Origin of the sequence: Sphingobacterium sp. B29 (assembly GCF_001952815.1) — a bacterium.
Classification (GTDB): Bacteria; Bacteroidota; Bacteroidia; order Sphingobacteriales; family Sphingobacteriaceae; genus Sphingobacterium; species Sphingobacterium siyangense.
On sequence record NZ_CP019158.1, the window covers coordinates 603,879 to 629,097 of the forward strand.

Annotated in this window: 22 protein-coding genes; 21 read left to right on the top strand and 1 reads right to left on the bottom strand. The window is 39.1% G+C overall.

The annotated features are described in order from the left end of the window. The first annotated feature begins 11 nt into the window (after window positions 1-11). The 19 genes from BV902_RS02645 (at window position 12) to BV902_RS02735 (ending at window position 20,664) form a co-directional block, all read left to right on the top strand. Complete coding sequence (locus BV902_RS02645) at window positions 12-476, top strand: response regulator (protein ID WP_237241919.1); 465 nt, start codon at window positions 12-14, stop codon at window positions 474-476. Beyond that, entirely contained in the window at window positions 476-1,672 is a 1,197-nt protein-coding gene (locus BV902_RS02650; RefSeq protein ID WP_075990664.1) for a sugar transferase, read from the top strand. Before BV902_RS02645 ends, BV902_RS02650 begins: the two co-directional genes overlap by 1 nt. 47 nt (window positions 1,673-1,719) lie before the next feature. Next, entirely contained in the window at window positions 1,720-2,433 is a 714-nt protein-coding gene (locus tag BV902_RS02655; protein ID WP_172840633.1) for a TolC family protein, read from the top strand. Between the two features lie 4 nt (window positions 2,434-2,437). Further along, window positions 2,438-4,594, top strand: a complete 2,157-nt coding sequence (locus BV902_RS02660; protein WP_075990666.1) for a hypothetical protein — start codon at window positions 2,438-2,440, stop codon at window positions 4,592-4,594. Between the two features lie 6 nt (window positions 4,595-4,600). Then, entirely contained in the window at window positions 4,601-6,046 is a 1,446-nt protein-coding gene (locus BV902_RS02665; protein ID WP_075990667.1) for an O-antigen ligase family protein, read from the top strand. After that, the gene (locus BV902_RS02670) at window positions 6,027-6,941 is read left to right on the top strand and encodes a glycosyltransferase family 2 protein (protein WP_075990668.1); all 915 of its coding nucleotides are present in this window, start codon (window positions 6,027-6,029) and stop codon (window positions 6,939-6,941) included. The genes BV902_RS02665 and BV902_RS02670 overlap by 20 nt, the downstream gene beginning before the upstream one ends. After that, the gene (locus BV902_RS02675; RefSeq protein WP_075990669.1) at window positions 6,941-8,122 is read left to right on the top strand and encodes a glycosyltransferase; all 1,182 of its coding nucleotides are present in this window, start codon (window positions 6,941-6,943) and stop codon (window positions 8,120-8,122) included. The genes BV902_RS02670 and BV902_RS02675 overlap by 1 nt, the downstream gene beginning before the upstream one ends. A gap of 34 nt (window positions 8,123-8,156) precedes the next feature. Further along, complete coding sequence (locus tag BV902_RS02680; RefSeq protein WP_216640426.1) at window positions 8,157-9,224, top strand: glycosyltransferase family 4 protein; 1,068 nt, start codon at window positions 8,157-8,159, stop codon at window positions 9,222-9,224. Beyond that, complete coding sequence (locus BV902_RS28505) at window positions 9,205-9,810, top strand: acyltransferase (protein ID WP_075990671.1); 606 nt, start codon at window positions 9,205-9,207, stop codon at window positions 9,808-9,810. The genes BV902_RS02680 and BV902_RS28505 overlap by 20 nt, the downstream gene beginning before the upstream one ends. Next, window positions 9,807-10,748, top strand: a complete 942-nt coding sequence (locus tag BV902_RS02690; protein ID WP_075990672.1) for a glycosyltransferase — start codon at window positions 9,807-9,809, stop codon at window positions 10,746-10,748. Before BV902_RS28505 ends, BV902_RS02690 begins: the two co-directional genes overlap by 4 nt. Continuing rightward, window positions 10,741-12,186, top strand: a complete 1,446-nt coding sequence (locus BV902_RS02695; protein ID WP_075990673.1) for a lipopolysaccharide biosynthesis protein — start codon at window positions 10,741-10,743, stop codon at window positions 12,184-12,186. The genes BV902_RS02690 and BV902_RS02695 overlap by 8 nt, the downstream gene beginning before the upstream one ends. Before the next feature lie 118 nt (window positions 12,187-12,304). Beyond that, window positions 12,305-13,447 carry a hypothetical protein gene (locus BV902_RS02700; protein ID WP_216640427.1) on the top strand — a complete coding sequence of 381 codons (1,143 nt, stop codon included), beginning with the start codon at window positions 12,305-12,307 and terminating at the stop codon, window positions 13,445-13,447. A gap of 27 nt (window positions 13,448-13,474) precedes the next feature. Beyond that, on the top strand, window positions 13,475-14,326 hold the full coding sequence (locus tag BV902_RS02705) for a glycosyltransferase family 2 protein (RefSeq protein WP_075990674.1): 852 nt from the start codon (window positions 13,475-13,477) through the stop codon (window positions 14,324-14,326). A gap of 38 nt (window positions 14,327-14,364) precedes the next feature. Beyond that, a complete protein-coding gene (locus BV902_RS02710) occupies window positions 14,365-15,543 on the top strand; it encodes a glycosyltransferase family 2 protein (RefSeq protein WP_075990675.1) in 1,179 nt (392 codons plus the stop codon). 13 nt (window positions 15,544-15,556) lie between these two features. Continuing rightward, entirely contained in the window at window positions 15,557-17,374 is a 1,818-nt protein-coding gene (locus tag BV902_RS02715; RefSeq protein ID WP_172840634.1) for a sensor histidine kinase, read from the top strand. An 11-nt stretch (window positions 17,375-17,385) separates the two neighbouring features. Further along, the gene (locus tag BV902_RS02720) at window positions 17,386-17,592 is read left to right on the top strand and encodes a hypothetical protein (RefSeq protein ID WP_075990677.1); all 207 of its coding nucleotides are present in this window, start codon (window positions 17,386-17,388) and stop codon (window positions 17,590-17,592) included. After that, window positions 17,555-18,445: an endonuclease/exonuclease/phosphatase family protein gene (locus BV902_RS02725; protein WP_257787011.1), complete on the top strand. Its 891-nt coding sequence runs from the start codon at window positions 17,555-17,557 to the stop codon at window positions 18,443-18,445. Before BV902_RS02720 ends, BV902_RS02725 begins: the two co-directional genes overlap by 38 nt. A 118-nt stretch (window positions 18,446-18,563) precedes the next feature. Next, window positions 18,564-19,694, top strand: a complete 1,131-nt coding sequence (locus tag BV902_RS02730; RefSeq protein WP_075990679.1) for a hybrid sensor histidine kinase/response regulator — start codon at window positions 18,564-18,566, stop codon at window positions 19,692-19,694. A 25-nt stretch (window positions 19,695-19,719) separates the two neighbouring features. Then, on the top strand, window positions 19,720-20,664 hold the full coding sequence (locus BV902_RS02735; protein ID WP_075990680.1) for a UDP-glucuronic acid decarboxylase family protein: 945 nt from the start codon (window positions 19,720-19,722) through the stop codon (window positions 20,662-20,664). Window positions 20,665-20,689: 25 nt separating this feature from the next. On the opposite strand, the gene BV902_RS02740 is transcribed toward BV902_RS02735, so the two are convergent. Continuing rightward, window positions 20,690-21,484 (bottom strand): tyrosine-protein phosphatase, encoded by a 795-nt coding sequence (locus BV902_RS02740; protein WP_075990681.1) that lies wholly within the window; start codon window positions 21,482-21,484, stop codon window positions 20,690-20,692. Window positions 21,485-21,962: 478 nt separating this feature from the next. Here BV902_RS02740 and BV902_RS02745 point away from each other — a divergent pair, with 478 nt between their 5' ends. Both BV902_RS02745 and rfbB read left to right on the top strand, forming a co-directional pair. Continuing rightward, the gene (locus BV902_RS02745; RefSeq protein WP_237241925.1) at window positions 21,963-23,963 is read left to right on the top strand and encodes a polysaccharide biosynthesis protein; all 2,001 of its coding nucleotides are present in this window, start codon (window positions 21,963-21,965) and stop codon (window positions 23,961-23,963) included. Between the two features lie 200 nt (window positions 23,964-24,163). Then, complete coding sequence (gene rfbB, locus BV902_RS02750; protein WP_075990683.1) at window positions 24,164-25,219, top strand: dTDP-glucose 4,6-dehydratase; 1,056 nt, start codon at window positions 24,164-24,166, stop codon at window positions 25,217-25,219.

The following is a 25,219-nucleotide window of genomic DNA, read 5'->3' on the forward strand; positions in this document are numbered from 1 at the left end:
GCAACATCTCCATGTACCAAAGGAGTCCAACAGAAAGGAGTGCTTTGGTACATGGAGATCGCTTAAATAACGCAATCCATACGCCTAAACCATTATATTCTAAAGACGTGATGAAAAAAAAGATTCTAATAATTGATGACAAACCAGCAATTGGCCAGTTGATTACACTTTATTTAAGTGCAGATTATGACTTTCGTTTCTTTAGCAATGCGATGGACGCCTATAATTGGCTGAAGGAAGGTAATAGCGTTGATTTAATTTTATCGGATTACACCATGCCAGAGATGAATGGATACGATTTGCTCATTATGATTAAGCAAAACGAGTTTCTAAAGAATATTCCGGTTATCTTTTTGTCTGGTGAGGATAATTCCAATACACGTATAAGTTTACTCGAAGCTGGCGCAGATGATTTTATCTTAAAACCATTTAATCCCCTTGAATTAAAACTACGGATTAAAAAAGCATTAAAATAATGCCTCAATATAGCGATTATATATACTTTGGTGATAATCTCGAAACTTTTGATTATTTTCATCAACAAGTCCAAGACATCTTGGGTGTTGACTTGAAGTTTTTTGATTCTTTCGAAGCCATGGATATGTATTTCCAAGAACAAGAAGGACAGTTTTTTTCTGTGGTATTCTACGAGAAAAGCAAAAGCCTAAGTAAAGATTTATCACAGTTGAAAAAGCTTGTCCAACATGGAAAAGATACATTACTGATCTTGATTGGGAATGATCTTTCGCGTTTTGAGAAACAATCTTATTTTGAGACTGGTATCACAAATACCATTAGTCCGCGTGCGCATGCGGATGTTTTTGAATCGATTAGAAAATACATCAGGCTATATTTTGAGGCGACAACGCAGACTGAAAAATTTGAAACAGCAAACACATCTTTTCCTCAAATAGGAATTCCGCTGGGAAAAAGATTGTTTGATATTGCAGTTTCTTCGATTTTAATCCTCTTACTTTCCCCCATACTGGCAATTGTTTATATTGCCATCAAATTGGAAAGTAAAGGTTCGGCAGTGTATAAGTCGAAACGGATAGGATCTGGCTATTATATGTTTGATTTTTATAAATTCAGATCGATGTACCCGGATGCTGACAAGCGTTTAAAAGAGTATATGGCGCTTAACCAGTATGCAGATGCAGCATTAAGTGTTAATCATCGTGCTATGACCGCTATGATAAGCGATACCGATGCACAACTTTTTACAACAGATGAGCTACGTGATGTGCTTATTGATGATGAAAGTGTTGTAAAAAGTTCTGAAAGCGGCGGAAGGCAAAAAAAAGCAGCTTTCTTTAAACTTGAGAAAGATCCACGTGTGACCAAGGTGGGGCGTATTCTCCGAAAATATAGCATTGACGAACTGCCCCAGTTGTTTAATGTGCTCAAAGGCGATATGTCTATTGTAGGAAATAGACCGTTACCACTTTATGAGGCCGAGATGCTGACGACAGACGACAGCGTCGAGCGGTTTATGGCACCGGCAGGTATAACCGGCCTTTGGCAGGTAGAAAAACGGGGCGATAATGGAAGTATGTCCGATCAGGAAAGAATAAAACTGGATATTGACTATGCACAGCATTATTCGGTCTGGATGGATTTGAAGATATTATATAAAACGTTTTCCGCATTCATCCAAAAGGCGGATGTTTAATAACATAAATATTTATTTCGATGAACTTATTGCTTAAAAGGGCTTTTTTGCTTTTATATTTAGTAACAGTAGGTCTATTGCTAAAAGCACAATCTGTAATGGATCCAACGGATATGGTTGATTTTACAAAGCTGAAATTGCCGCCCTTGGAAACCCTCTATCAAAATGCCAAACAAAGTCCCGGAGTGGAAATGTATGAGGCAAAAATGGAGGCTCAGGCTAATCAGTTGATAACCGAAAAGAGAAGCTGGTTAAAATATTTCAGGGTTGGTGGATCTTGGCAGTATGGCAATATCGCGATCAATTCTGCGTTCACGAATGAATATACTCCTCTTTTCTATCAATCTTCCGGCGTAACCCAAAGTTCCTACTATGGAACTGCCGGAGTGAATATTCCTTTGGATGATCTTTTCGATCGAGGCAATAAAATCAAACGTCAGAAGATGGAACAACGGTTTACACAGCTGGAATTGGACAAGTGGCTCGATGAGCAACGGATCCGTATCGTCAACTCCTATACGAAAGTAAAAACAGCTCTTTCTACACTCAAGAAAAAAATAGAAGATTACAATATCGCCTTAGCGAATTACAAAATGACTGAAAATGAGTTTAAGTCGGGCAATGCAAATATTAGCGATCTTAATACAGCAAAGAAGTTGGAGACAGAGGCTTATGAAATTCTGAAAACCAACGAATCTATTATTACCAATGAAATCCTTACCTTAGAGATCCTGAGTAAGACAAAAATTATAAGCCAATAGCATCATGAATATTTTCCATTATATCTTTCGGGCCATTTTCAGAATTAAGTGGTGGCTATTGATTTTGCCGCTAGGTTTTGCTTTGTTGGCGATCTATCTGACACGTCAAATGGACCGGCAATATAAAACCGATATTACGATCTATACAGGTGTTATTTCAAGTTATGGAAGTGATCCGGGCGAATCCAATGCTTCGCAAGACTGGAACGTATTAAACAATTCGATTCAGAATATTATCAATACCATCAACTCGAAAGAAACGATCAAAAGGCTTTCCATGCAGCTTTATGCACGTCTTATGATTCACGGTGATCCCACGAAAGATAATGTATATATTACCGCAAAACATTACAAGGAGCTTGTGGCAATTACACCGAAAGATGTACAAAAGTTGATTGATAAGCATTCGGAAGAGAATACGGTAAAAAATCTGGAAAAATATGAGAAAGCGGATCGTAATAATTTTGTCTACGGTCTTTTTAACTGGAACCACCCTTATTTCAGCTATAATGCTCTCCGCGAAAACATTAAAATCAATAGGGTAGACAATAGCGATATTTTACAGATCAACTATCAGGCAAACGATCCAGGTGTTGCTTTTCAGACATTGGATATTTTGAGTAAAGTTTTCGCGATCGAATATACCAATTTGCAATTTGGTAGTACCAACAACGTCATCCGGTATTTTGAGGCTGAGCTTGAACGTATAGGTCGAGAACTTCGCGGACAGGAAGATTCCCTGACTATGTATAACGTTGAAAACCGGGTGATTAATTATGACAAACAGACAGAGGCGATTGCGTTATTGGATAAAGAGTATGAACTAAGGCACCAGGATGTGCTATTTGTGTATAACAGTGCGCAAGCAGCTATAAAACAACTGGAGTCGGGAATGGATGCCAATATGCGTGCGATTAAAAATAATACAGAGTTTTTGGCACGCATGAACCAAATTGCAGATATCAACTATAATATTTCAAAAATCAAAACGTTGAGCGTGGATTCCCTAAAGCAAAAGCAGGGCGGAGCAGATCTCGACGTACTGTCGCATGAGCTGGATCAAAAGGAAAAGGGATTCCGTTCATTTATGGATCAATATACAGCGGAAAAATATACCAAAAATGGCTATCCAAATGCAAATTATGTAAAGCAATGGGTAGAAGAACTGTTACGTTTTAAGCGTTCGGAGGCAGAACTTAATGTCGCCCGTGATTTTAAACAGGAACTGGATCACAAATACACACAATATTCACCTATCGGCTCGGTGTTAAAGCGTAAGGAACGCGGCATATCTTTTACAGAACAATCTTATCTGTCTATCTTGTCTAGTCTAAATGCGGCCCGCTTACGATTGAAGAGTCTGGAGATGAATTCAGCTACGCTAAAAGTGATCAACCCGGCAAGCTTTCCGCTAAACGCTCTTCCGCATAGTAGAAAACTGATCGTATTTGCTGTCTTCTTTGGAACAATTGCATTTATACTCGGAATATTGCTTATTATTGAACTTTTTGACCGTACGCTAAGGGATAAAACGCGAACCGAACGGATTACAAAGGGAAAAGTAATTGCGGCATTGCCCAAACTTGGTAAAACCGGTGCCAAACAGACTAAAATCGAAGAAAGAGCAATACATGTTTTGGCCAATAGATTATATGGTTTTTACAATAACTCGAATCCTATAAATTTTATCAATATCGTCAAGTTTTCTTCTACACTAGATTTAGGCTCACTGACAGACATATTAACAGCCTACTGGCAGGGATTGGGTATTAATGTACTGGCCTATAAAGAAGGAACTGATTTTAGTGCAGAATCGAGGGAATATTTAGTGGATGGTGCCTGGGCTGAAAAACTCGGTAATTATGATATTTCATTAGTCAAGCATGGCTCTATGGCATTACGCCCTATTCCTTCTCTATTTTTAGAGCGGGGGATGGCAACGTTATTGGTATTAAGGGCTGACTCGGTATGGAAAACAGAAGATGAGTTGATGTTTGCAGATCTATTGCAACGTTCGGCCGGTAAACCAATTGTTATCTGTTTAATGAATGCTGAAAAATATGTTGTGGAAGAGTTTACAGGAATGTTGCCTCCGTTTACCTTTTTGAGACGCCTGGAATATCAATTGGGTAATTTTGGTCTGACATCGCTGGGAAAATAGTGGGCTATGATGCAGTATGATCATACAAAATCGATGATAACCAGTCGGCATTTGCTCCTGCTTTTCCTCATACTCGGGGGATTGGCAGGAACTTGCATTTTTATTTTTGCAGGTGTGTCATCGGCTTTGGTGTTCTATATGTTGCCCGTATTTCTATTGGTTATTATTGTCCTGCTGTCTTCGCCAATAAGTTGTTTCTTTTTATTGTATAGTGTATCCTACCTGGTGATGGGTTTTGGACGCTATATCACATTTCCGCTCCCGGTAGGCGTCATACTCGATCTTTTGATCTTATTTAATTTTCTCTCGCTAGCTTTACATTTTATTCGGGGAAATCCTTTAGGCAAGGTTTACTTTAATTCTTTTCTCCTGATCTCCATCCTTTGGATGCTTTATTGCATGCTGGAGATTATAAATCCAATGTCCAGTTTTGCGAACTGGATCACGACAGTCCGTAGCATTGGAATGCATATTGTCTTATTTCAATTATTGGTTTTTATTAGTCTGGATAACATTCCCAAATTGCGCTTATTTTTTAAAGTTTGGGGTATACTTGTTCTGTTGGGAGCTTTAAAGGCGATAGGCCAAAAGTATATCGGTTTAGACCGATTCGAGACTGCTTGGCTATATACATTCGGCGCTCATACGCATGTTATTTATAGTGGGATCCGTTACTTTTCATTTTTCAGTGATGCAGCAAACTTTGGCTGCCATATGGGTTTGGCTGTGGTTGTTTTTACGATCTTAGCTATTTATGAGAAGCAGGCAAAAAGACGTTTTCTTTATATTGTTGTTGTCGCTTTTGCGGCTTACGGGCTAATGATATCCGGGACAAGGGCCGCCATTGCCGTTCCTTTTGCAGGCTTTGCTTTCTTCATTATCCTTGTAAAGGAGTGGAAGTGGGTAATCTTTGGTCTTTCTTTATTAATAATGGCTTTTGCTTTCTTTAATTTAACGACCATTGGCAATAGCAGTTCCGATATTCGTCGTATGCGGACGGCTTTCTCTTTTTCAAAGGATGCTTCTTTTAATGTTCGCTTGGAGAATCAGAAAAAAATGCGAACCTTTATGGGCGACCATCCTTTTGGTATAGGATTGGGCGGGTCTAAACATGCGAATGAAGGAGATGCAATACATGGTATCGCAACAGATTCTTCCTTCGTTTTTATATGGGTAGAAACGGGAATTTTCGGTCTTATATGCTATATTATTTTATGCCTCACGATATTGGGATATGGCACATACTACGTGCTATTTCGACTAAAAGATAGGCGGGTCAAATCTATTGCAATGGCTTCTACAGCCGGACTTGCAGGAATTATGGTCGCGGGGTATGCGAATGAAGTACTCCATCAAATGCCTACCGGGCAGACCGTATACATTCTAATGGGGGTTATCATGCTTTCGCCTTATTTGGACAAAAAACTGAGCGATGGAAGCGAAACCCTATAAAATATCGTTCATAACGGTCAATTATAACGGATTGGCTGATACCATTTCCTTATTGGAAAGTATTCGGAATGCGAGACTATCTTTTGCATATGAGGTTATTGTCATCGATAATGGTTCGTTAAAAGATGAATATAGTCTGATGAAACATCTATTTCCTGATATCAAAGGCTATTATAATAGAATGAACCTTGGATTTGCAGGTGGAAATAACTTGGGGCTGGAAATAGCTACTGGCGAATTTATTTATTTCTTAAATAATGATACGCTTCTTCCAAACGACGCCGATAACGAGATTTTGGCTATGTTGGAAGTGTTTGCGCTCGATTCACGAGTAGGTGGAATTTCACCTAAAATAATGTATTATCACCCAAACGGAATGATCCAATTTGCGGGCTGCACACCGCTTACATCAATTACCCTTCGAAATAAGCAGATCGGTTATCGGGAACAGGACAGAGGACAATATAATAACTGTGCTGAGATTCCATATTTACATGGTGCAGCTATGGTGGTACCCAACAGAATTATCAGAGAAATTGGTGTAATGTCGGAGCTATTCTTTCTGTATTACGAGGAGCTGGATTGGAGCTGTCGGATTAATAAAAAATATAAGTTAGTATATTTTGCAGGTGCTCATATCTTTCATAAAGAAAGTGCTTCGACAGGTCAGGATTCTCCATTAAAAACATTTTATCTCACACGTAACCGCTTGTTGTTTGCTTATCGAAATAGGTCTGGAATAAACCGGATTTTGGCTGTTTTTTATCTTATTTGGATAGCGAATAGCATAAGATTAATTAAATTTGTTTTTTGGGGTAAGTGGAGGCATGTTGGTGCAGTATGTTCAGGTACATGGTCTGGGATTAAATTATTTTCTAAAAAGAATTTGAGCTGATGGGAACGGTTTTGTTTATTATTGAAACATTAATTTTTATTCCTTTCCTGGTCTGGATCATGTATTTCTTTGTATTTGCAGTCGGCTTTCGCATTCCCAAGAAATTAGTCTTTGAACGATCGGATATTCAACATCGATTTCTTATCCTATTTCCAGCATATAAGGAGGATGCAGTAATTGTTGATAGCATACGCTCTTTTTTAGAACAAGACTATCCAAAAGAGCTTTTTGAAATTGTCGTTGTTTCTGATAGTATGACGAGAGAGACAAACCGGGAACTTGAAAATTTAGGCGTTCGAATACTTATTCCTACGTATGAAAAAAGATCCAAAGCCGCGGCTCTAAATCTGGCAATGAACGTTATCAAAGAAGGAGATTTTGATGGCGTGGTTATATTGGATGCTGATAATTTAGTTTCTCCAAATTATCTAGCACTTGTCAACGATTGCTTTGCATCTGGCGCGGTTGCCATCCAAACACATCGCATTGCAAAAAACAGCAATACCGATACTGCATACCTCGATGGGATCAGTGAGGAAATAAATAATTCAATTTTTAGGCAGGGGCATGTGAACTTGGGATTACCTGCCGCATTGACGGGCTCGGGCATGTTGTTTGAAATTAAGTGGTTTAAAAATACGATGGCTAAAATAAGCTCCATGGGAGAGGATAAAGAGCTGGAGTATTATTTGCTCTTGGATAAGATTTTCACGGTTTATCTGGAGGATGTGTATGTACTAGATGAGAAAGTACAGAACCGTCGCGATCTGTCCAATCAGCGAAAAAGATGGATTGCTGCTCAAATTGACACTTTTTTGAATACTTTAAAGCGATTTCAAACAATAATTCGTACCCGCAACTGGCCTATGCTCGACAAACTGATCCAATGGTCGATTCCACCCCGGATAATTTTGCTCGGAATGGTTCCTATTTTGGGCTGTATCGTCTATTTGGTGGCGCCAGCATTGGCCTATAAATGGCTTATACTCTATGGCTTGTTTATCATGTCACTTGCTTTGGCTATACCAAATAAATTTTATACGCGCAGGACTCTGCTCTGCTTTTTAAAATTACCATTTATTTTTATGGCAATCTTACGTAGCTTTATGGGAATCAAATCGGGACGTAATACTTTTGTGCATACACCGCATGGCGAAAAAAAAGAAGACTATAATCATTGAGGCACAAAGAATCTTTCGCCTTAATAAACACGGAATGGATTTTGTGGCTTTGGAAGTAATCCGTGCGCTTCAAAAGTTGGATACCTTTAACCGGTATATTATTGCTGTCGGACCGGGAGAGGACCGCTGTTTGGAAGGTTCAGCAAATTTTGAGATTAAAGTTTTGGAAAGCTCCAATTATTTTATTTGGGAGCAACTTCTCTTACCTAAACTTATTAAAACCAGTAATGCGGATATCCTGCACTGTACCTCCAATACTGCCCCATTGGGGTTATCGATTCCACTGGTACTTACGTTGCACGATATCATCTTTATGGAGAAAAAGATTGGTAGCAATTCGTCCATGTACCAAAATTTGGGACGTATCTATAGGCGTTGGGTCGTGCCGCGTGTATTGAAAAAGGTTCATACCGTGATCACTGTCTCTAACTTTGAAAAAAGAAATATTGAAGTGGCCTTTCCACATTTACATAAAAAAATTATCACGGTCTATAATGGTGTAAGTTCAAGATTTAAATCGATGGATATACCTTCAGAAAGCACATTTTTAAAGCTCGAGAAGGGGGCTTTTTGGCTTCTTTTAGGTAATACCGATCCCAAAAAAAACCTGAGGAATACCTTGATGGCTTATGCTTTTTATTTGGAGAGAAGTACCCACAAGAAAAGGTTGCTCCTTGCCGATTTAGATCATGCATATTTGGAAAAACTATTAAAAGAACTCGATCTGTTGGCGATAAAAGATTTTATTGCAGTCGAAGAATATATAGCTCATGACAAATTGGTTGAGGTTTACAATGATGCTTTTGCTTTTTTGTATCCTTCTGTCCGGGAAAGTTTTGGACTTCCCTTGCTTGAAGCTATGGCTTGTGGCACACCTGTAGTTACTTCCAATACATCTGCTATTCCTGAGGTAGCAGAGGATAATGTGGTATATACAGACCCGATGGATATAGAATCCATTGCAGCAGGCATGTTGAAATTGGAAGATGAACCACAGTTATATAGCTCGCTTGTTAGTAAAGGTTTGGCGCGAAGCGAAGCTTTCAGTTGGGAACATACAGGAAAACATACATTAGCAATATATGAAAGCGTACATTCATAATCATCCTAAATTTAAGCGCTTACTGCACTGGTTTATCATGAGTCCTGTGCGTACACGGCCGCGCTGGTATGTTCGTATGCTGCAGTTTTTTTATGTTAAACGGGGGGCTGGCTCAGTAATTTATCGTAGTGTACGCCGTGATCTGGTTCCTTTCCGTAAGTGTGCTATAGGACCCCGATCCGTCGTCGAGTCATTTGCTGTATTGAATAACGCTGTCGGCGATTTATTTATCGGTAACAATAGCCGAATAGGAATTTCGAATACGATCATTGGGCCAGTGACGATTGGGAATAAAGTGAATATCGGTCAGAATGTACTTATTTCAGGATTAAACCACGGGTATGAAGATGTGACCAAAGCTATTGCAGATCAAGGAGTCAGCACCGCTCCAGTGACGATTGCTGACGATGTCTGGATCGGTGGAAATGTGGTTATTCTAGCAGGTATTACCATAGGTGAACATGCTGTAATAGGTGCGGGCTCTGTGGTTACAAAAGATGTTCCGCCATATAGTGTTGTCGTTGGAAACCCAGCCAAAATTGTGAAGAAGTACGATTTTAATCTTAATGCCTGGATCAAACCATGAATGAAAGACCGTTGATTAGCATTATAATGCCTGTTTATAATACAGCTATGTATGTTGACCAGGCTATACAGAGCATTATTCATCAGGAATATGCTGATTTTGAACTTATACTAATCAACGACGGTTCGACCGATCAAAGTCTCTCCATACTGGAAAAATGGGGTTCATGGGATAACCGTGTCAAATTATTTTCCCAGGAAAATCAAGGCCTATCTGCAGCCAGAAATAGAGGCCTTTCTCTAGCGAACGGCCAGTATATTTATTTTATGGATAGCGATGACCTGCTGCGTGCAGATGCACTATCCATGTGTTTGGATTATTGTGAAAAGAACGACCTCGATTTTGTTTATTTTGATGCTATGGTTTTTGCGGATAATTCGGATAGCTCAATACTAAAGGATTTTAATTATTCCCGACAAAAAATGCCGGCTTATACTGTCTTTAATGGACCGGACGCATTACAACAGCAACTGAAGGCAGACGACTTTTTCTCTTCAGCTTGTATGTATTTAATTCGTAAAGACATACTTGATCGTAACGGATTTGGATTTGAACCCGGTATAGTGCATGAGGATGAGTTATTTACAGTCTTATTGTATCTAGCGGCAGCTCGCGTTGCTTATATACCAGAGCAATTTTTTCAGCGGCGTGTCAGGCCAGATTCCATTATGACAAGCCGATTAAAACTTTTTAATATAACATGTTACTTCACAGTTGCCCTGCGTTTGAGGGAGTATGGACGAAAGCATTCGGATAGCAGACAAATTATTGAGTTGTATCTGCATCGTATGTTGGACGCAGTGGTATGGAAAGCACATGCGTTATCGATCGCTGACCGTTGGAAAGTATTTTTCTTGGTTTTGAAGCATTGGCGAAGATATGTTTCATTTAAAACTATGGGAGTTCTACTGTTTAAGAAAGGCTTTTTGAATGGATAACATAAAAAAGGAAATCGTTTCTGGGGTATTTTTTACGGCATTGGCCAAATATGCGAATTTGGTGATTTCGCTGGTCGTTACCGCGGTTTTAGCACGATTGCTCGCACCAGATCAGTTTGGCGTAGTAGCCATAGCTACGGTGGCGATTGCTTTCCTAAATTTAATAGCTGATTTCGGACTGTCTCCAGCAGTTATACAGCACAAAGAGCTGGATATAAAGGCATTAGGTTATTTATTTTCGCTGTCTGTATATATTGCTATCACTTTGTCAGTACTATTCTTTTTGTCTGCTGAAATTATCGAAACATGGTATGCCCAGCCTCAATTGAAACCAATCTGCCAATTACTGGCGCTAAGTCTATTTTTCTCGGGAATTACCGTAGTTCCTAATGCCTTATTTTTTCGCGATAGGTTATTTAAATCGATCGCTTTACGAAGTTTGAGTGTTCAAATTATCGGCGGCGGTCTATCTATAATTGCTGCCTTTAAAGGAATGGGGGTTTACGCGCTTATTTTAAATCCGATATTCTCATCACTATTTATTTTTATTATTTCATATTTAAAGTATCCATTAAAATTTAGCCTACGTTTTCCATTTCAACCTCTTCGGCCTTTATTTTCTTATTCTATTTTTCAGTTTTTATTTAATATTATCAACTATTTCAGCAGAAATTCGGATACCCTATTAATTGGTAAATACCTGGGCATGGTACCGCTGGGGTTCTATGATAAATCTTATCGATTAATGTCCCTGCCACTTCAGAATATTACGCAGGTAATTACACCGGTAATCCATCCGATATTAAGTCAGAAGGGAAAGGATAATGGCTATCTTTATGAAGCAAATCTAAAATTAACCAGCCTATTGTCGCTGATCGGATTCCCATTATCCGTTTTCTTGTTTTATTCAGCTGAAGAACTTATTTTATTATTTTTTGGACCGCAGTGGGGATTAGCTATCCCTTCTTTTAAAATATTGAGTCTAACAGTGGGGATCCAATTGGTCCTCTCGTCATCTGGCTCCATTTTCCAAACAGCGGGAGATACCAAAAGTCTTTTTATTTGCGGTTTGTTTTCGGCCGTATTGAATGTTGCGGGAATACTATTTGGTGTATTTTATGCTAAAAGTATTGACGCAGTAGCCATGTGTTTATTGGTTACATTTAGTGTCAATTTTGTACAGGCCTACTGGCTAATGTATCGCGTGGTATTCAGACGGAGTATGGTTGGCTTTTTCAATAGCCTATGGCGACCCATCTTTTTTGCACTCGTACTTGGGCTCATTTTTCATTTAGTTGTAGGGTACCATTTGTCCGATAATTTAGTTTTTCGATTAATGCTCAAAACCGCTATTTATCTTTTTTCTGTGATCTTAATGATTTGGTTCGGAGGGTATCGCAATCTGTTGTTGGCATTTTTACGCAAGTCACCACTTTAGCAGGATTAAAACAGCTTATTAAGCATTTTATTCAACGCATTTTGATCATTTTTTCTTGTATTCATATTCTTTTCGTATTTTCCAGTCCAGCATCAAAAGTATTTAAAAACAGTCGAACGTGAAGGTCCCGGTGAAAGATAAATCGTATAAGGTACTTTTTTTAGTATTCCATGGTTTTAGCGAACATAATGGTATAAGTAAAAAAATATGGGGTCAAATTAATGGCTTGAAAGCTATCGGTGTGGATGTTATACTAAGTTATTACAGTGTAGAGGCTGACGGTTCGCGCGTATGGAAGGTTGGAAACGAGATTCTTGTGGATTTCGGTAGAGGTCCAATAGCCAAAATACGTAAACGGATAGACTATCGGGCGATTTCAGAATACGTACAGAAAAATAAGTTCCAACTGATTTATATCCGGTCTGACCATAATGCCAATCCTTTCACATTAAACATGGTGAAGATGATGCGGCTTTCGGACGCAAAAGTGTTAATGGAGATTCCGACTTATCCCTATGATCAGGAGTATGTCACCTTGCGCATGCGCCTCGAATTAGCGGTCGATCGTCTTTATCGTAAAAAGCTAGCAAAACAATTGGATGCTTTTGTCACTTTTTCTGATGCCCGAACAATTTTTGGGCAGCGAGCGATAGCGATCTCCAATGGGATAGACTTCAGTGCCATTCCAGTTCGTAAACCGCAGGAAGGAGCAGAAAAACAAACGATCCATTTGCTGGGTGTTGCTGAAATACATTATTGGCACGGATTTGATCGACTGGTTCGCGGACTTGGTATCTATAAACAAAGTCACGCTGATTGTCAAATTATCTTTCACTTGGTGGGGCAATTCAGCGGCGAACGTGAACGGTCGTCTATTTTGGAACCGATAGCACAATTCAATCTTCAGCAAAATGTCGTCTTACACGGTCCGCTTTGGGGAGAAGAATTGGATGCCATGTTTAATCTGGCCGACTTTGCAATCGGTAGTTTAGGCCGTCATCGCAGTGGTATACAGGTCATAAAAACCTTAAAAAATAGAGAATATGCCGCGCGTGGAATTCCCTTTATCTATTCGGAATCTGACGCTGATTTTGACGGTCAACCTTATGTACTTAAAGCGAGTCCTGATGAATCCGCTATTGATATCACTAAAATACTGGAATTTTTAAAGAAGGAAAAATTTGACCCAGCCTGTATTCGCAATAGTATTTTGGACTTATCATGGGCCGAACAGATGAATAAAGTGCTGCAAACAATTTAATGCTTTAACAAAATAATTGACACTAGGATGGCTAAATGGTATACACAATATGCGAAGGTTTATGACCAAGAAGTGGTTTCTGTAGATAATGATGTTATCGAGAAGGTTCGGGCACAGGTCCAGCTTTCTTCAAGTTCTGACCCGATCATAAGTATTGTGGTCATCGCCTATAATGAAGAAAAGAAGCTTTTGGCATGTATTTGGTCTTTAGCAGAACAGCGTTGTCATTTGCCCATGGAATTAATTGTCGTTAACAATAATTCGACGGATCAAACAGAATCACTTTTAAAGCGACTTGGTGTGACTTATCACAATGAACTAAAGCAGGGGCCTGGATTTGCTAGGCAATGTGGTCTTGATCAAGCACGCGGTAAATTCATGCTTTGCGTAGATGGAGACACCATGTATCCCCCAAGCTATGTTGAAACGCATGTGAAATTATTAGATAGGCCAGGTATATCCGCCACATGCAGTTTGTGGAGTTTCTTGCCCCAGGCTGGGCAGTCGAGAACTTTCCTTTGGTTTTATGAAGGACTTCGGGATATTTACCTGAACCTGCAATTTATAAAAAGGCCCGAATTGTGCGTACGGGGGATGGTCTTTTCCTTTAAGACCGAGCTGGGGCGCAAGGTTAATTTTAGGACCGATATAAAACGTGGCGAAGACGGGTCAATGGCTTTGGGACTTAAGGCCTATGGAAAGATTCAGTTTATTCGAAGTAAAAAGGCGCGGGCGATGACAGGGCAGAACACGCTCGGTGCCGATGGATCTCTTGCAAATAGCTTTTTTGTCAGGTTGCGAAAAGCGATAACATCAATGGGCGGACTATTTTCTGGTAAGAAGCATTATCAGGATGAGGACTCGAATAGGATTCAGTAAAAATAATTGTCTATTTTTGTCTAAAATCTATCCAGCCTATGCTTCAATTTGTCTTCTGGACTTGCATATTCTTAGTGCTATATACATATATTGGTTATGCTATAGTCATTTATACATTGGCCAGGGTATTTCCATACCCTATAAAGGAGAGGGCTCAAAATAGCGACAGGCATGAGCTTCCCCCGTTGACACTATTTATTACAGCCTACAATGAGTCAGAAATAATTCCAGATAAAATGCTGAACTGCCTTGAGCTTGATTATCCTAAACATAAATTAAACATTCTATGGGTTATAGATGGAAGTACTGATGATAGTCGTGAGCTGTTAGCAAAGTATCCGATGGTTAAGATTATCGGTTCAGCTCATAGGAAAGGTAAAACAGCTGCCGTTAATCACGGTATGGAATATGTAAAAACTCCAATTGTTGTCTTTAGCGATGCAAATTGTTTACTGAATGCCGGGGCGTTAAAGATTATTGCTCGCCAATTTGAAGATCCGACAATTGGATGTGTCTCGGGTGAAAAAAGAGTGGCTTTTGATAATGACGATACTGTTTCTTCAAAAGGGGAGGGAGCCTATTGGAAGTATGAATCCCTCTTGAAAAGATTAGACTTCGAATTTTATTCAGCAGTCGGAGCCGCTGGAGAACTCTTTGCTGTGCGGACAGAATTATTTGCTGCGATGGAAGAAGATACCTTATTGGATGATTTTATGCTTTCAATGCGCATTGCATTAAAAGGCTACCGTATTGCATACACAGCTGACGCTTATGCTGTTGAATATGGTTCGCTGAATATGGAAGAGGAAGGAAAAAGGAAACGACGTATTGCTGCTGGGGGATGGCAGTCTATAGGAAGATTACTGCCATTGCTAAATGGCTTTAAATTTGGGAAGTTGAGCTTCCAATATATTTCACATCGTGTGTTGCGTTGGTCTGTTACACCTTTTGCCCTTTTTACAATCTTCCCCTTGGCGGCAATTCTTGGATATCGGTGCTCGTCACCTTCCAATGTGTTTTCTGTCATTTTTGTGTTTCAGTGTGTCTTTTATCTTTGTGCGGTTTTAGGGTATTTGATGCGAAATAATCCCAATAGTACAAAGTTGTTTTATATTCCATATTACTTTCTATTTATGAACATCAATGTAATGCGTGGAATTTATTATTTGTTTAGCAGAAGCTTTATTGGCGGATGGGAGAAATCTCAAAGAAAATAATCTAATGAATGTTATGGAAAAAAAAATATTACATGATTTAAAATTCTTGGAGAAGGTCTTGAATATGACTTGTGATACATTGTTGCTGGTGAATAAGGATAATATCTGCGTGGATGCAATAATGAAAACAAATAATCCGGTTTTAAATTCCAATATAGATCCAATTGGGAAAAATCTGTTGTCTATTTTACCCCAGCCAACATCGAGTCTAATCGAACAGGAATTTAATTTTTGCCGCCAAACTGGGGAAACTTCCAATCTTAATTATGACTTGCCTACTGAAGAGCAGATGTATTATTTTAAGTTTGTCATTCACAAATTTGACGAGGAACATCTGATTTGCCAATATCGGGATATCACACAGCGTAGTAACATGAAGTATCGCCTTAAATCTGCACTGACTGCCCAACTTGAAGTGGGGAAGGTCGCTATGATTGGGCATTGGACTTATGATCTGCATCAGCAGGAATTTACGCATAATGGCTATTCGAACCTTCGGAAGAAAAATCTTGAAGAGCCTGAGAAAATAGCTTTGCAGGATCTGCTCGCACAGGTTCACCCGGATGATAGAAAGAAGATGGAGGCTTTTCTGCATAATGACGCTATTGAGTATAGCACATTTGAGTACCGGATAAAACAGCCCGATACACCCATCACGTATGTACGGGCGACAAAATATGCCAAACGCCTTGAAAACAATATTCGTATCATAGATGGCTTTTCACAGAATGTAAGCGATTTTATTAAGAATCGAAATGAACTTGAAATGGTGCTTGCTGTTGTTGATAATGCACCATACAGTATTTTCGCATGCCATAAAAATGGGACGATGGCTTTTGCGAATAAGGCATGCCGACAGCAAAATGGCCTGAAAGAAGAAGAGATCATTGCTGACTTAAAAGTTTTTGAATGCCTGCGGGAGTTCACAACAGAAGAAGCCTGGGCCTTATCTGTGCAAAAAATCATTTCTGCTTCGGGTTATTATCAATATCGTTGTGATACGGTGTATCCAGAACTGGATATTATTGGCTCAGAATGCAGTTCGTTGATGATCAAAAATGGGAACGGTGAAGATATCATCTGGACCATTAAGCGGGATATTTCGGATCAGCTTCGTTACGAGGAGCAGCTGTTGCGTTCAAAAGAAGCTGCTGAGGAATCTGAGCGGTTGAAATCTGCATTTATCTCGAATATGAATCATGAAATCCGGACGCCGCTTAGCGCCATTATGGGCTTTGGAAGTATTATTGCCGATACGCCAGATCCTGAGCTGCGAAAGGAGTATGGTGAGCTCCTCAATGCAAATAGCAGCCAGCTGCTACGGCTGATAACAGATGTACTGGAAATGTCGCAGATGGATGCAGGTAAAGTAAGGTTAAAGAATTCGGACGTGTCCCTTAAAGGGATATTGAATGAATTATCAATGAGTTTCTTGTCAAATGAGGAACAGCCAGCCATAATTTTTGACATTCCTGAAAAGGAATTGGTGGCAAGGCTGGATCGTGGAAGAGTGATTCAGGTACTCGTCAATTTAATTAATAACAGCTTGAAATTTACGCCACCTGAGGGTGCTATACACGTTGGTTACGGGCTAAGTAATGATCATGTAGAATTTTATGTTAAAGATAATGGTATTGGGATAGCCAAGGAAAATCAAGAGATGATTTTCAATAGATTTTATAAGATTAATTCAATGGATAAGGGTACCGGATTGGGGCTGGCAATTTGTAAAGGTATTGTTGAGCAGATGAACGGGCAGCTGGGGGTCGAATCAGAGCTTGGACAAGGCGCTACTTTTAGCATAAGATTGCCTTTAAGCGAACAAAATTAAAATAGCATACCATGACTAAAGATATTGAATTTAGGCCGGTGAGTATCTCCGGAGTACTGATCCGGATTGTCATCATATTGGTGGCTACACTTGCCTCCTTATCGTTTTTGGCTTTGCTTATTTCGCCACAGACCACTGTTATTTTCCAATGGATTGGTGTGTTGTTACCTGCACTTATATGTGGTAATTTTCTTTTTTTTTATTATCGGATTATATAAACGTAGTTGGTACAGTATTTGCCCGTTAATAGCACTATTGGCCAACTTTCATTATTTTATAAAAGTAATTCAGATAAACCGAATAGCGCAAACAGAAACGTCAGACATACGTTTCGCGTCTTATAATGTTCGTGAATTCAAAATGATTTATAATCTATCTTCGATGCAACAGATTGCTTCCTATATTGATTCGCAGCGAGTAAATACCTTATGTTTACAGGAAGTTCCGGCCGACTGTTCCGTGTCGGAACTCAAGCAGTCATTTGGCCAGTTTCAATATTTCATAATAACAGGGAGTAAATCAGGGCAGAATCAACTTGCTATCTTAAGTAAATTTCCACTGGACTCGGTACAGGTTGTTTCGTTTAAAGAGCGGCCCAACTGTGCACTTTTTGCCGATCTTTCCCTCAGAGGCAAAAAGATCAGGATCGGAACCTGTCATTTGCAGACAACAAATTGGAACCAGGTAAAAGGGGATTTACTGCCTGCTGAAAATACGGCCTTTAAATGGTGGAGTGCAATTAAAACAATGTCTGAAAATTTTAGGTTGAGAGGTGGACAGGCTGATTATTTAAGAAATTTAATCGATCAATCTTCTTTTCCTACGCTTATTTGCGGTGACTTTAATAATAGCCCTAATTCCTATAGTTATCATAAAATTAAAGGAAATTTGAAGGATGCATTTCGCGAAGCAGGTAATGGATATGGATATACTTACAGTAATTTAATGAAGCTCTTTCGCATTGACTTTGTATTCTTTTCTGGAGCTACATTTCAGGCTGTAAATTACAGAACGGGACAGGTTGACTATAGTGATCATCTTCCTGTATTGGTTGATTTTAAAGTAAATTGATATATAACATTTTTGCTACACAAATTATTACAGTAATTAATAGCGTAATATTGATTTATAAATTTTAAAAGAGGGATGGCACCCTTTTGGATAATGCTACATAAGCTATAATTAATCTATGGAAATCGATTTTTCAACCTATAATATTCTCATTGTAGAGGATTCTGAGCTTAATCTTTTTGTATTAAAAGAGATCTTAGAACGTGAGCATTTTAACGTATTCTCTGCTTCTAGTGCTAAAGGAGCTTTTGAAAACTTGCGACTGCAAAGAATAGATCTTATTTTAATGGACGTCATGATGGGGGAAACGAACGGTTTTGATCTAACCAAGGAACTGAAATCCATGGAGCTGTATAAGCATATTCCAGTGTTATTTATTACGAACTTAAAATCTCCGGATGATGTTGTGCGTGGATTTGATAGTGGCGGTGTAGATTATATTCCGAAGCCTTTCAATAAAAAGGAATTACTTCAGCGCATCAAACATCAAATCAGGCTTATTGAATCGGGCCATACCATTGCGATGCAGACAGCACAGCTTCAGGAAGCGATATTAAACCGCGATAGAATGTATGCTATTCTTGCTCACGATCTACGAAGTCCGATTTCTTCACTCAAAATGATCTTAAATATTTTGACCATGAGTCCTGAGGGAAGTAATACTGGTTATGGAGATATGATCAATACAGGCAATGATATTGCGGAACAACTTTTCAGTGTTTTGGACAATCTACTTAAATGGACCAAAAACAGTCTGGGGGTGTTAAGCTATATGCCGCAGGAAATTGAGTTCGATGAAATGATCAAAGGTGTAGTGGAGACGCTCCAACCCACAGCTAAATTGAAAAATACCGAAATACAATTAAAGTTACAGCCCGGTCTGCAGATCTTTTTTGATGCGGACATTATGAAAAGTATCTTAAGAAATCTTTTAATTAATGCGGTGAAGTTTAGTCACGAAGATTCCCTGATCAAGCTCAATCTATATCGCAATGAAGATGATGCTGTCGTCGAATTTATTGATACTGGGGTGGGAATGAGTTTGGATGCACAGCGCCAATTAAAAGACCAGATAATGGAAGAGGGAAAGATTACCCCTATGCGGGAGAAAGGTAAAGGTTTAGGCTTATGGGTAGTTTATCATTTTATTCAGCGCAATGGAGGTACATTCTTTTTTGAGTCGGAAGAGCATGTAGGCTCCCGTTTCGGCTTTCGTGTTCCGTTGCTGCAAATAACATCTAATCAGTAATCTCGATATTATAAATTGATAATTTATGTATAACCTAAAAAAAAGAATATTAGTCTCTGGCGGAGCTGGATTTATAGGTTCCCATCTGTGTGAACGATTACTTAAAGATGGGCATGAAGTCATTTGTATGGATAATTTTTTTACAGGCGATAAATCGAATATTGTTCACCTGTTACAGAATCCATATTTTGAGCTTGTAAGGCATGACGTAACAGAACCTTTTTTAGCGGAGGTGGACGAAATATATAATCTGGCCTGTCCAGCAAGTCCGGTTCATTATCAATACAATCCGATTAAAACCATCAAAACATCGGTTATGGGGGCTATCAATATGCTTGGGCTTGCGAAGCGGGTAAATGCTCGTATTTTACAAGCTTCTACCAGTGAAGTATATGGCGACCCAAAGGTTCATCCGCAACAAGAAAGCTATTGGGGAAATGTTAACCCTGTCGGTATTCGATCCTGCTATGACGAAGGAAAGCGATGTGCAGAAACTCTTTTTATGGATTATCATCGCCAACATCATATTGCTATAAAAATCGTACGGATATTTAATACCTATGGCCCACGCATGCACCCTCAGGATGGACGTGTAGTTTCTAATTTTATTATGCAAGCTCTGCAAAATAAAGACATTACCATTTATGGTGAAGGAAATCAGACACGTAGTTTTCAATATGTAGATGATCTTGTCGAAGGAATGATACGGATGATGGATACCGAGAAGTCTTTTATTGGCCCAATAAATATCGGTAACCCCCATGAATTTACGATACTACAATTGGCTGAGCAGGTGATTCTACAGACTGGATCAAAATCAAAGATTAAGTTTTTGCCCTTGCCAAAAGACGATCCACAGCAACGAAAGCCAGATATCGAACTTGCGAAGAAAAGCTTAGACTGGAGTCCTACAGTTCAGCTGGAAGAGGGGTTGTCCAAGACAATAGCATATTTTAAAACATGCTTATAAAGATAATGAGGCCGCGGAAATCGAATTATCCAGCAATAACTTGGGCTTTGTGTTGATTGATATGATCAAGAAGTGTCTCATTCAAAATGGGTGAAGTTCTCAACATCTCACGGATCGGATATTTCTCGACAATATTTTTTAAAGCGTCCAGATGGCGTTGGTGGTGCAGGTCGGTTCCTACAAAATCGTACATGCCTGACTTTAAAAGAGTCATTGCTATCGCTTTTACATCTACACCATAGTATCGGCTCAAAGAAAGTAGGTTTAACTGGAGCAAACAACCAGCATCTTTAATTTGCTTATAAATATTAAAATTGCTATGATAATAATTATACCTTTCGGGATGGGCAAGAATGGGTTTATAGCCTAATTTTTGAATATCTCTAATTGTGTGAAATAAAGCTTTCGATTCCGAAAGGTAGGACATTTCGATTAACACATAGTCACCGGGCATTACACACAACTCATTTTCACGGATCAGTAAAGGAAGATTTTCGTCAATCATATGTTCGGCAGCCCCGAATATATCGACATCATTGCCAGATTTTTTTAGTCCATCGACAAGCGAATCTTTCGCATGTTCAATACTAAATTTGGTGTTTTGATGCACGCCAGCCATAATATGTGGTGTACAGATAAACTTTTTAAGTCCTAGGCGTTGAAGTTGCTGGATATAATGTAAGGATTGTTGTACCGAATCACTTCCATCATCAATACCTGGTAGCAGGTGATTGTGCATGTCCACTTGTAAAAATTCCAACTGCGCTAAAGAGTGGATTGATGAAGTCTTTTTCCCAAACAGGTTGCTAAAAAATCCCATGATGCAAATCTTATTATTGTTGTGCAAATAGTGCAGTGAAGGAGTGGCGTTTCAGTCTAATATTAAGCGAAGGTGTATATCTTAAATTCCTTTCCATGACTATGAGTGAATTGATACAAACAATATGCCAATAATTGTGTTAGTACCTAAAGTGTTGCATGGACTACCGGATTGTATCGAAGGATGACGGCAAAAATTGTTCTTTTATGAGCCTAAATTATTAATTGTAACGGGATTCATATTATTATTTTGTCAATGTAACAGTTTCGGTATAATAGTTGCTTAATCCACGTTGATAAATTGATCGAAGGGATAGGGTTCTTTTTTAATGATATTTTATCAAAGAGGTATTTTAGGTGTGAAAATTTGACTATCTTGCATCTCCTTTGTAAAATATTATAATAAAAAGCCATATCAGATCGTGTTCGTTTGTCGCATACATGGTCAGTAACATTTTAATTAAATAAGAGATAAGCTTATGATGGGTTCTCTAGGAGATTTAAGAAGACGCCTGAGAAAGGACAATCCACGATGGGTCATTTTAATGATCGATATGTGGTTTGTATTTGCAAGCTATGTGTTTTCTAATTATGTAGTTAACAACTTCAGGGGTGTATTTGATATTGAATTGATGCTGAAGAAAGTTGTCGTCATATTGCCGATATATTTCTTAATGTTTTTATGCTATGATACTTTTCGGGGTATTGTTCGGCAGACGGGCATTAGGGATACCATTAAAATCTTTAAGACGGTTGGTTCTGCCTATGTGATTTTAATGGTGCTAACCTTAATTATCAAAGCTGTTTTTGAAAAAGGTAGCGTGGCAGGAGATTATCTTCGCCTATCTTATGGTGTGTTGACCATGCAAGCCACAATTTTGCTGGTTATTATGGTGGGCGCACGTGTAATCTATCGGACGATTTACGAATATCTCTTCTTGCCTAGCCGGAAAGGTGAAAATGTGTTGATATTTGGAGCTTCGAGACCAGGCCTAGTATCATTCTCCTTATTGAAGGAAGATCCGAGAACGAAATATCAAGTGGTTGCTTTTGTGGAAGATAAAATATCACGGATAGGTAAGCGGTTGGCAGGAATAAAAATTAAAGATATTACCGAAATCACAAGGGAATATGTTGAAAAATGTCAGATTACTCAGGTCATCATCGCGGTTGAAAATAACGATCCGGAGCGTTTGGAATATGTCTCAGATTGGTTTCAAAATATTGGACTTGAACTGAAGATCATGCCTCCGGCACGAATTTTACTTAATTCAGGTGCGAAGCGTGAAATCAGGCCATTAAAGATTGAGGATTTATTGGGACGCAAGCCAATTAAATTAGATCATCCGGAAATTGAACAAGAGATGCAGGGTAAAGTCATCTTGGTGACCGGTGCCGCCGGATCTATCGGTTCGGAATTAGCCCGCCAGATCGCTAGACGTCATTATAAGACCTTAATTCTATTGGATCAAGCCGAGTCTGCGCTATATGATATCCAACAATCGATTAAGGCTACGCAACCCGAGCAGATGCACTGCGTGGTAGGTGATGTGCGTAACTATGCCTTTATGCAGAAGATATTTGCGCAATACAAACCCGATTTGGTCTTTCATGCGGCGGCCTATAAACACGTGCCTTTAATGGAAGCGAACCCCTACGAGTCCATTCAGACCAATGTATTGGGAAGTAAAAATGTGGCCGATCTGTGTATGCAATATCGGACTAAAAAAATGGTCATGGTGTCCACGGATAAGGCTGTCAATCCGACCAATGTTATGGGGGCGACTAAACGCATGGCTGAGATCTATGTAAGCAGCTGCAGCGGTAAATCCAATACGAGTTTTATCATTACCCGATTTGGAAATGTACTTGGTTCAAACGGTTCGGTTATTCCACTTTTTGAGAAGCAAATGGCAGAAGGAGGGCCGCTTACATTGACCCATCCTGAAATCACTCGTTTCTTTATGACGATACCTGAAGCGTGTCAATTGGTGCAAGAGGCAGGTGTGATGGGGAAAGGGGGTGAGATCTTTGTGTTCGATATGGGCAAGTCTGTCAAAATCATCGATCTTGCAAAACGCATGATCAAATTGAAAGGGTATCGTTACCCGGAAGATATCGATATAAAAATTGTTGGATTACGTCCAGGGGAGAAGATTTATGAGGAATTGTTAGCGAATAATGAGAATACGGTAAAGACACACCATCCAAAGATTATGATTGCTAACGTAAATCACGATAGTTTATCGCTTAAAGCAGAGCGTATTAATGCAATCTGCCAACGGATTTTGGATGCGGATAAGCAGTTGCCAGATTTTATGGAGCTTGTGGCCGGCATGAAACAGATTGTTCCAGAATTTAAATCTCAAAATTCAGAATATGAAATGCTGGATACAGTGACGGAGGAAAAAGAAATTGAATTGATTCATGAATCCACAGCGGAAGTACCAGTATATTCGTTGGTAAAGAACGTATTGTAAAGCTGTTATAAGACAGGTAAGTTTTAGATAATAACACGATAAAGAAGTGAAAAGCCCTCTGAATAGAAGGCTTTTTTTGTTTATTCCATTTACTCATGGATTAAAACTTGTCAATTAACAAAAATCATCCTAATTTTAGCGAACTATTTGGTGAACTCATCATTCGCAGACCAATGGTCTAAATATTCGAAAATCATTCTATGAATAAAACAATTTTAATTACTGGGGGAGCAGGCTTTATAGGATCACACGTTGTCCGTGAGTTTGTGTTGAAATATCCTGAATATCAAATTATAAATTTAGATGCTTTGACCTATGCTGGTAATCTGGAGAATTTAAAGGATATAGAGCATTTGCCCAATTACAGTTTTGTTAAGGCGGATATTACGGATCAGCATGCTGTCGCGGCTATTTTTCAGGAATATCAGCCCGACGGTATTATCCACTTGGCTGCGGAGTCGCATGTCGATCGTTCAATTGTCGATCCCATGGCTTTCGTTATGACTAACGTGATTGGTACGGTCAATTTATTGAATGCGGCGAAGACAATTTGGAAGGATAATTTTGAAGGAAAGCGATTTCATCATGTGTCAACAGATGAGGTGTTTGGTGCGCTCGGTGATACCGGATTTTTTACGGAAGAAACAAACTATGATCCCCATTCGCCGTATTCGGCATCTAAAGCAAGTTCAGATCATTTTGTGCGGGCTTACCATGATACCTACGGCCTGCCTATTGTGTTGACAAATTGTTCCAACAATTATGGCCCGAATCATTTCCCAGAGAAATTGATTCCTTTGTGCATTCATAATATTTTAAATCATAAATCACTCCCTGTTTATGGTGATGGAAAATATACCCGCGACTGGTTATATGTGATCGACCATGCAAAAGCCATTGATCTGGTTTTTCATGAAGGGAAAAATGGGGATTCCTATAACGTGGGCGGATTCAATGAATGGCAAAATATAGATCTGATCAAGGAGCTGTGCAAACAAATGGATGAGAAATTGGGGCGTGAAAAGGGCAATTCGGCACAGTTGATCACCTTTGTTAAAGACAGACCGGGGCATGATTTGCGCTACGCCATCGATGCCACAAAGATCAATAAGGAGTTGGGTTGGAAACCTTCGGTAACTTTTGAAGAGGGTTTGTCGCGAACCATAGACTGGTTTTTGGCTAATCAAGAATGGTTGGACCATGTAACATCTGGAGATTATCAAAAATATTATGACAATCAATACAAAGACGCATAA

Coding starts and splice junctions, on each gene's coding strand:
- BV902_RS02645 (WP_237241919.1), top strand. CDS start 12: ATGTACCAAAGGAGTCCAACAGAAAGGAGTGCTTTGGTACATGGAGAT.
- BV902_RS02650 (WP_075990664.1), top strand. CDS start 476: ATGCCTCAATATAGCGATTATATATACTTTGGTGATAATCTCGAAACT.
- BV902_RS02660 (WP_075990666.1), top strand. CDS start 2,438: ATGAATATTTTCCATTATATCTTTCGGGCCATTTTCAGAATTAAGTGG.
- BV902_RS02665 (WP_075990667.1), top strand. CDS start 4,601: ATGATGCAGTATGATCATACAAAATCGATGATAACCAGTCGGCATTTG.
- BV902_RS02670 (WP_075990668.1), top strand. CDS start 6,027: ATGGAAGCGAAACCCTATAAAATATCGTTCATAACGGTCAATTATAAC.
- BV902_RS02675 (WP_075990669.1), top strand. CDS start 6,941: ATGGGAACGGTTTTGTTTATTATTGAAACATTAATTTTTATTCCTTTC.
- BV902_RS02680 (WP_216640426.1), top strand. CDS start 8,157: ATGGATTTTGTGGCTTTGGAAGTAATCCGTGCGCTTCAAAAGTTGGAT.
- BV902_RS28505 (WP_075990671.1), top strand. CDS start 9,205: ATGAAAGCGTACATTCATAATCATCCTAAATTTAAGCGCTTACTGCAC.
- BV902_RS02690 (WP_075990672.1), top strand. CDS start 9,807: ATGAATGAAAGACCGTTGATTAGCATTATAATGCCTGTTTATAATACA.
- BV902_RS02695 (WP_075990673.1), top strand. CDS start 10,741: ATGGATAACATAAAAAAGGAAATCGTTTCTGGGGTATTTTTTACGGCA.
- BV902_RS02705 (WP_075990674.1), top strand. CDS start 13,475: ATGGCTAAATGGTATACACAATATGCGAAGGTTTATGACCAAGAAGTG.
- BV902_RS02710 (WP_075990675.1), top strand. CDS start 14,365: ATGCTTCAATTTGTCTTCTGGACTTGCATATTCTTAGTGCTATATACA.
- BV902_RS02715 (WP_172840634.1), top strand. CDS start 15,557: ATGGAAAAAAAAATATTACATGATTTAAAATTCTTGGAGAAGGTCTTG.
- BV902_RS02720 (WP_075990677.1), top strand. CDS start 17,386: ATGACTAAAGATATTGAATTTAGGCCGGTGAGTATCTCCGGAGTACTG.
- BV902_RS02730 (WP_075990679.1), top strand. CDS start 18,564: ATGGAAATCGATTTTTCAACCTATAATATTCTCATTGTAGAGGATTCT.
- BV902_RS02735 (WP_075990680.1), top strand. CDS start 19,720: ATGTATAACCTAAAAAAAAGAATATTAGTCTCTGGCGGAGCTGGATTT.
- BV902_RS02740 (WP_075990681.1), bottom strand. CDS start 21,484: ATGGGATTTTTTAGCAACCTGTTTGGGAAAAAGACTTCATCAATCCAC.
- BV902_RS02745 (WP_237241925.1), top strand. CDS start 21,963: ATGATGGGTTCTCTAGGAGATTTAAGAAGACGCCTGAGAAAGGACAAT.
- rfbB (WP_075990683.1), top strand. CDS start 24,164: ATGAATAAAACAATTTTAATTACTGGGGGAGCAGGCTTTATAGGATCA.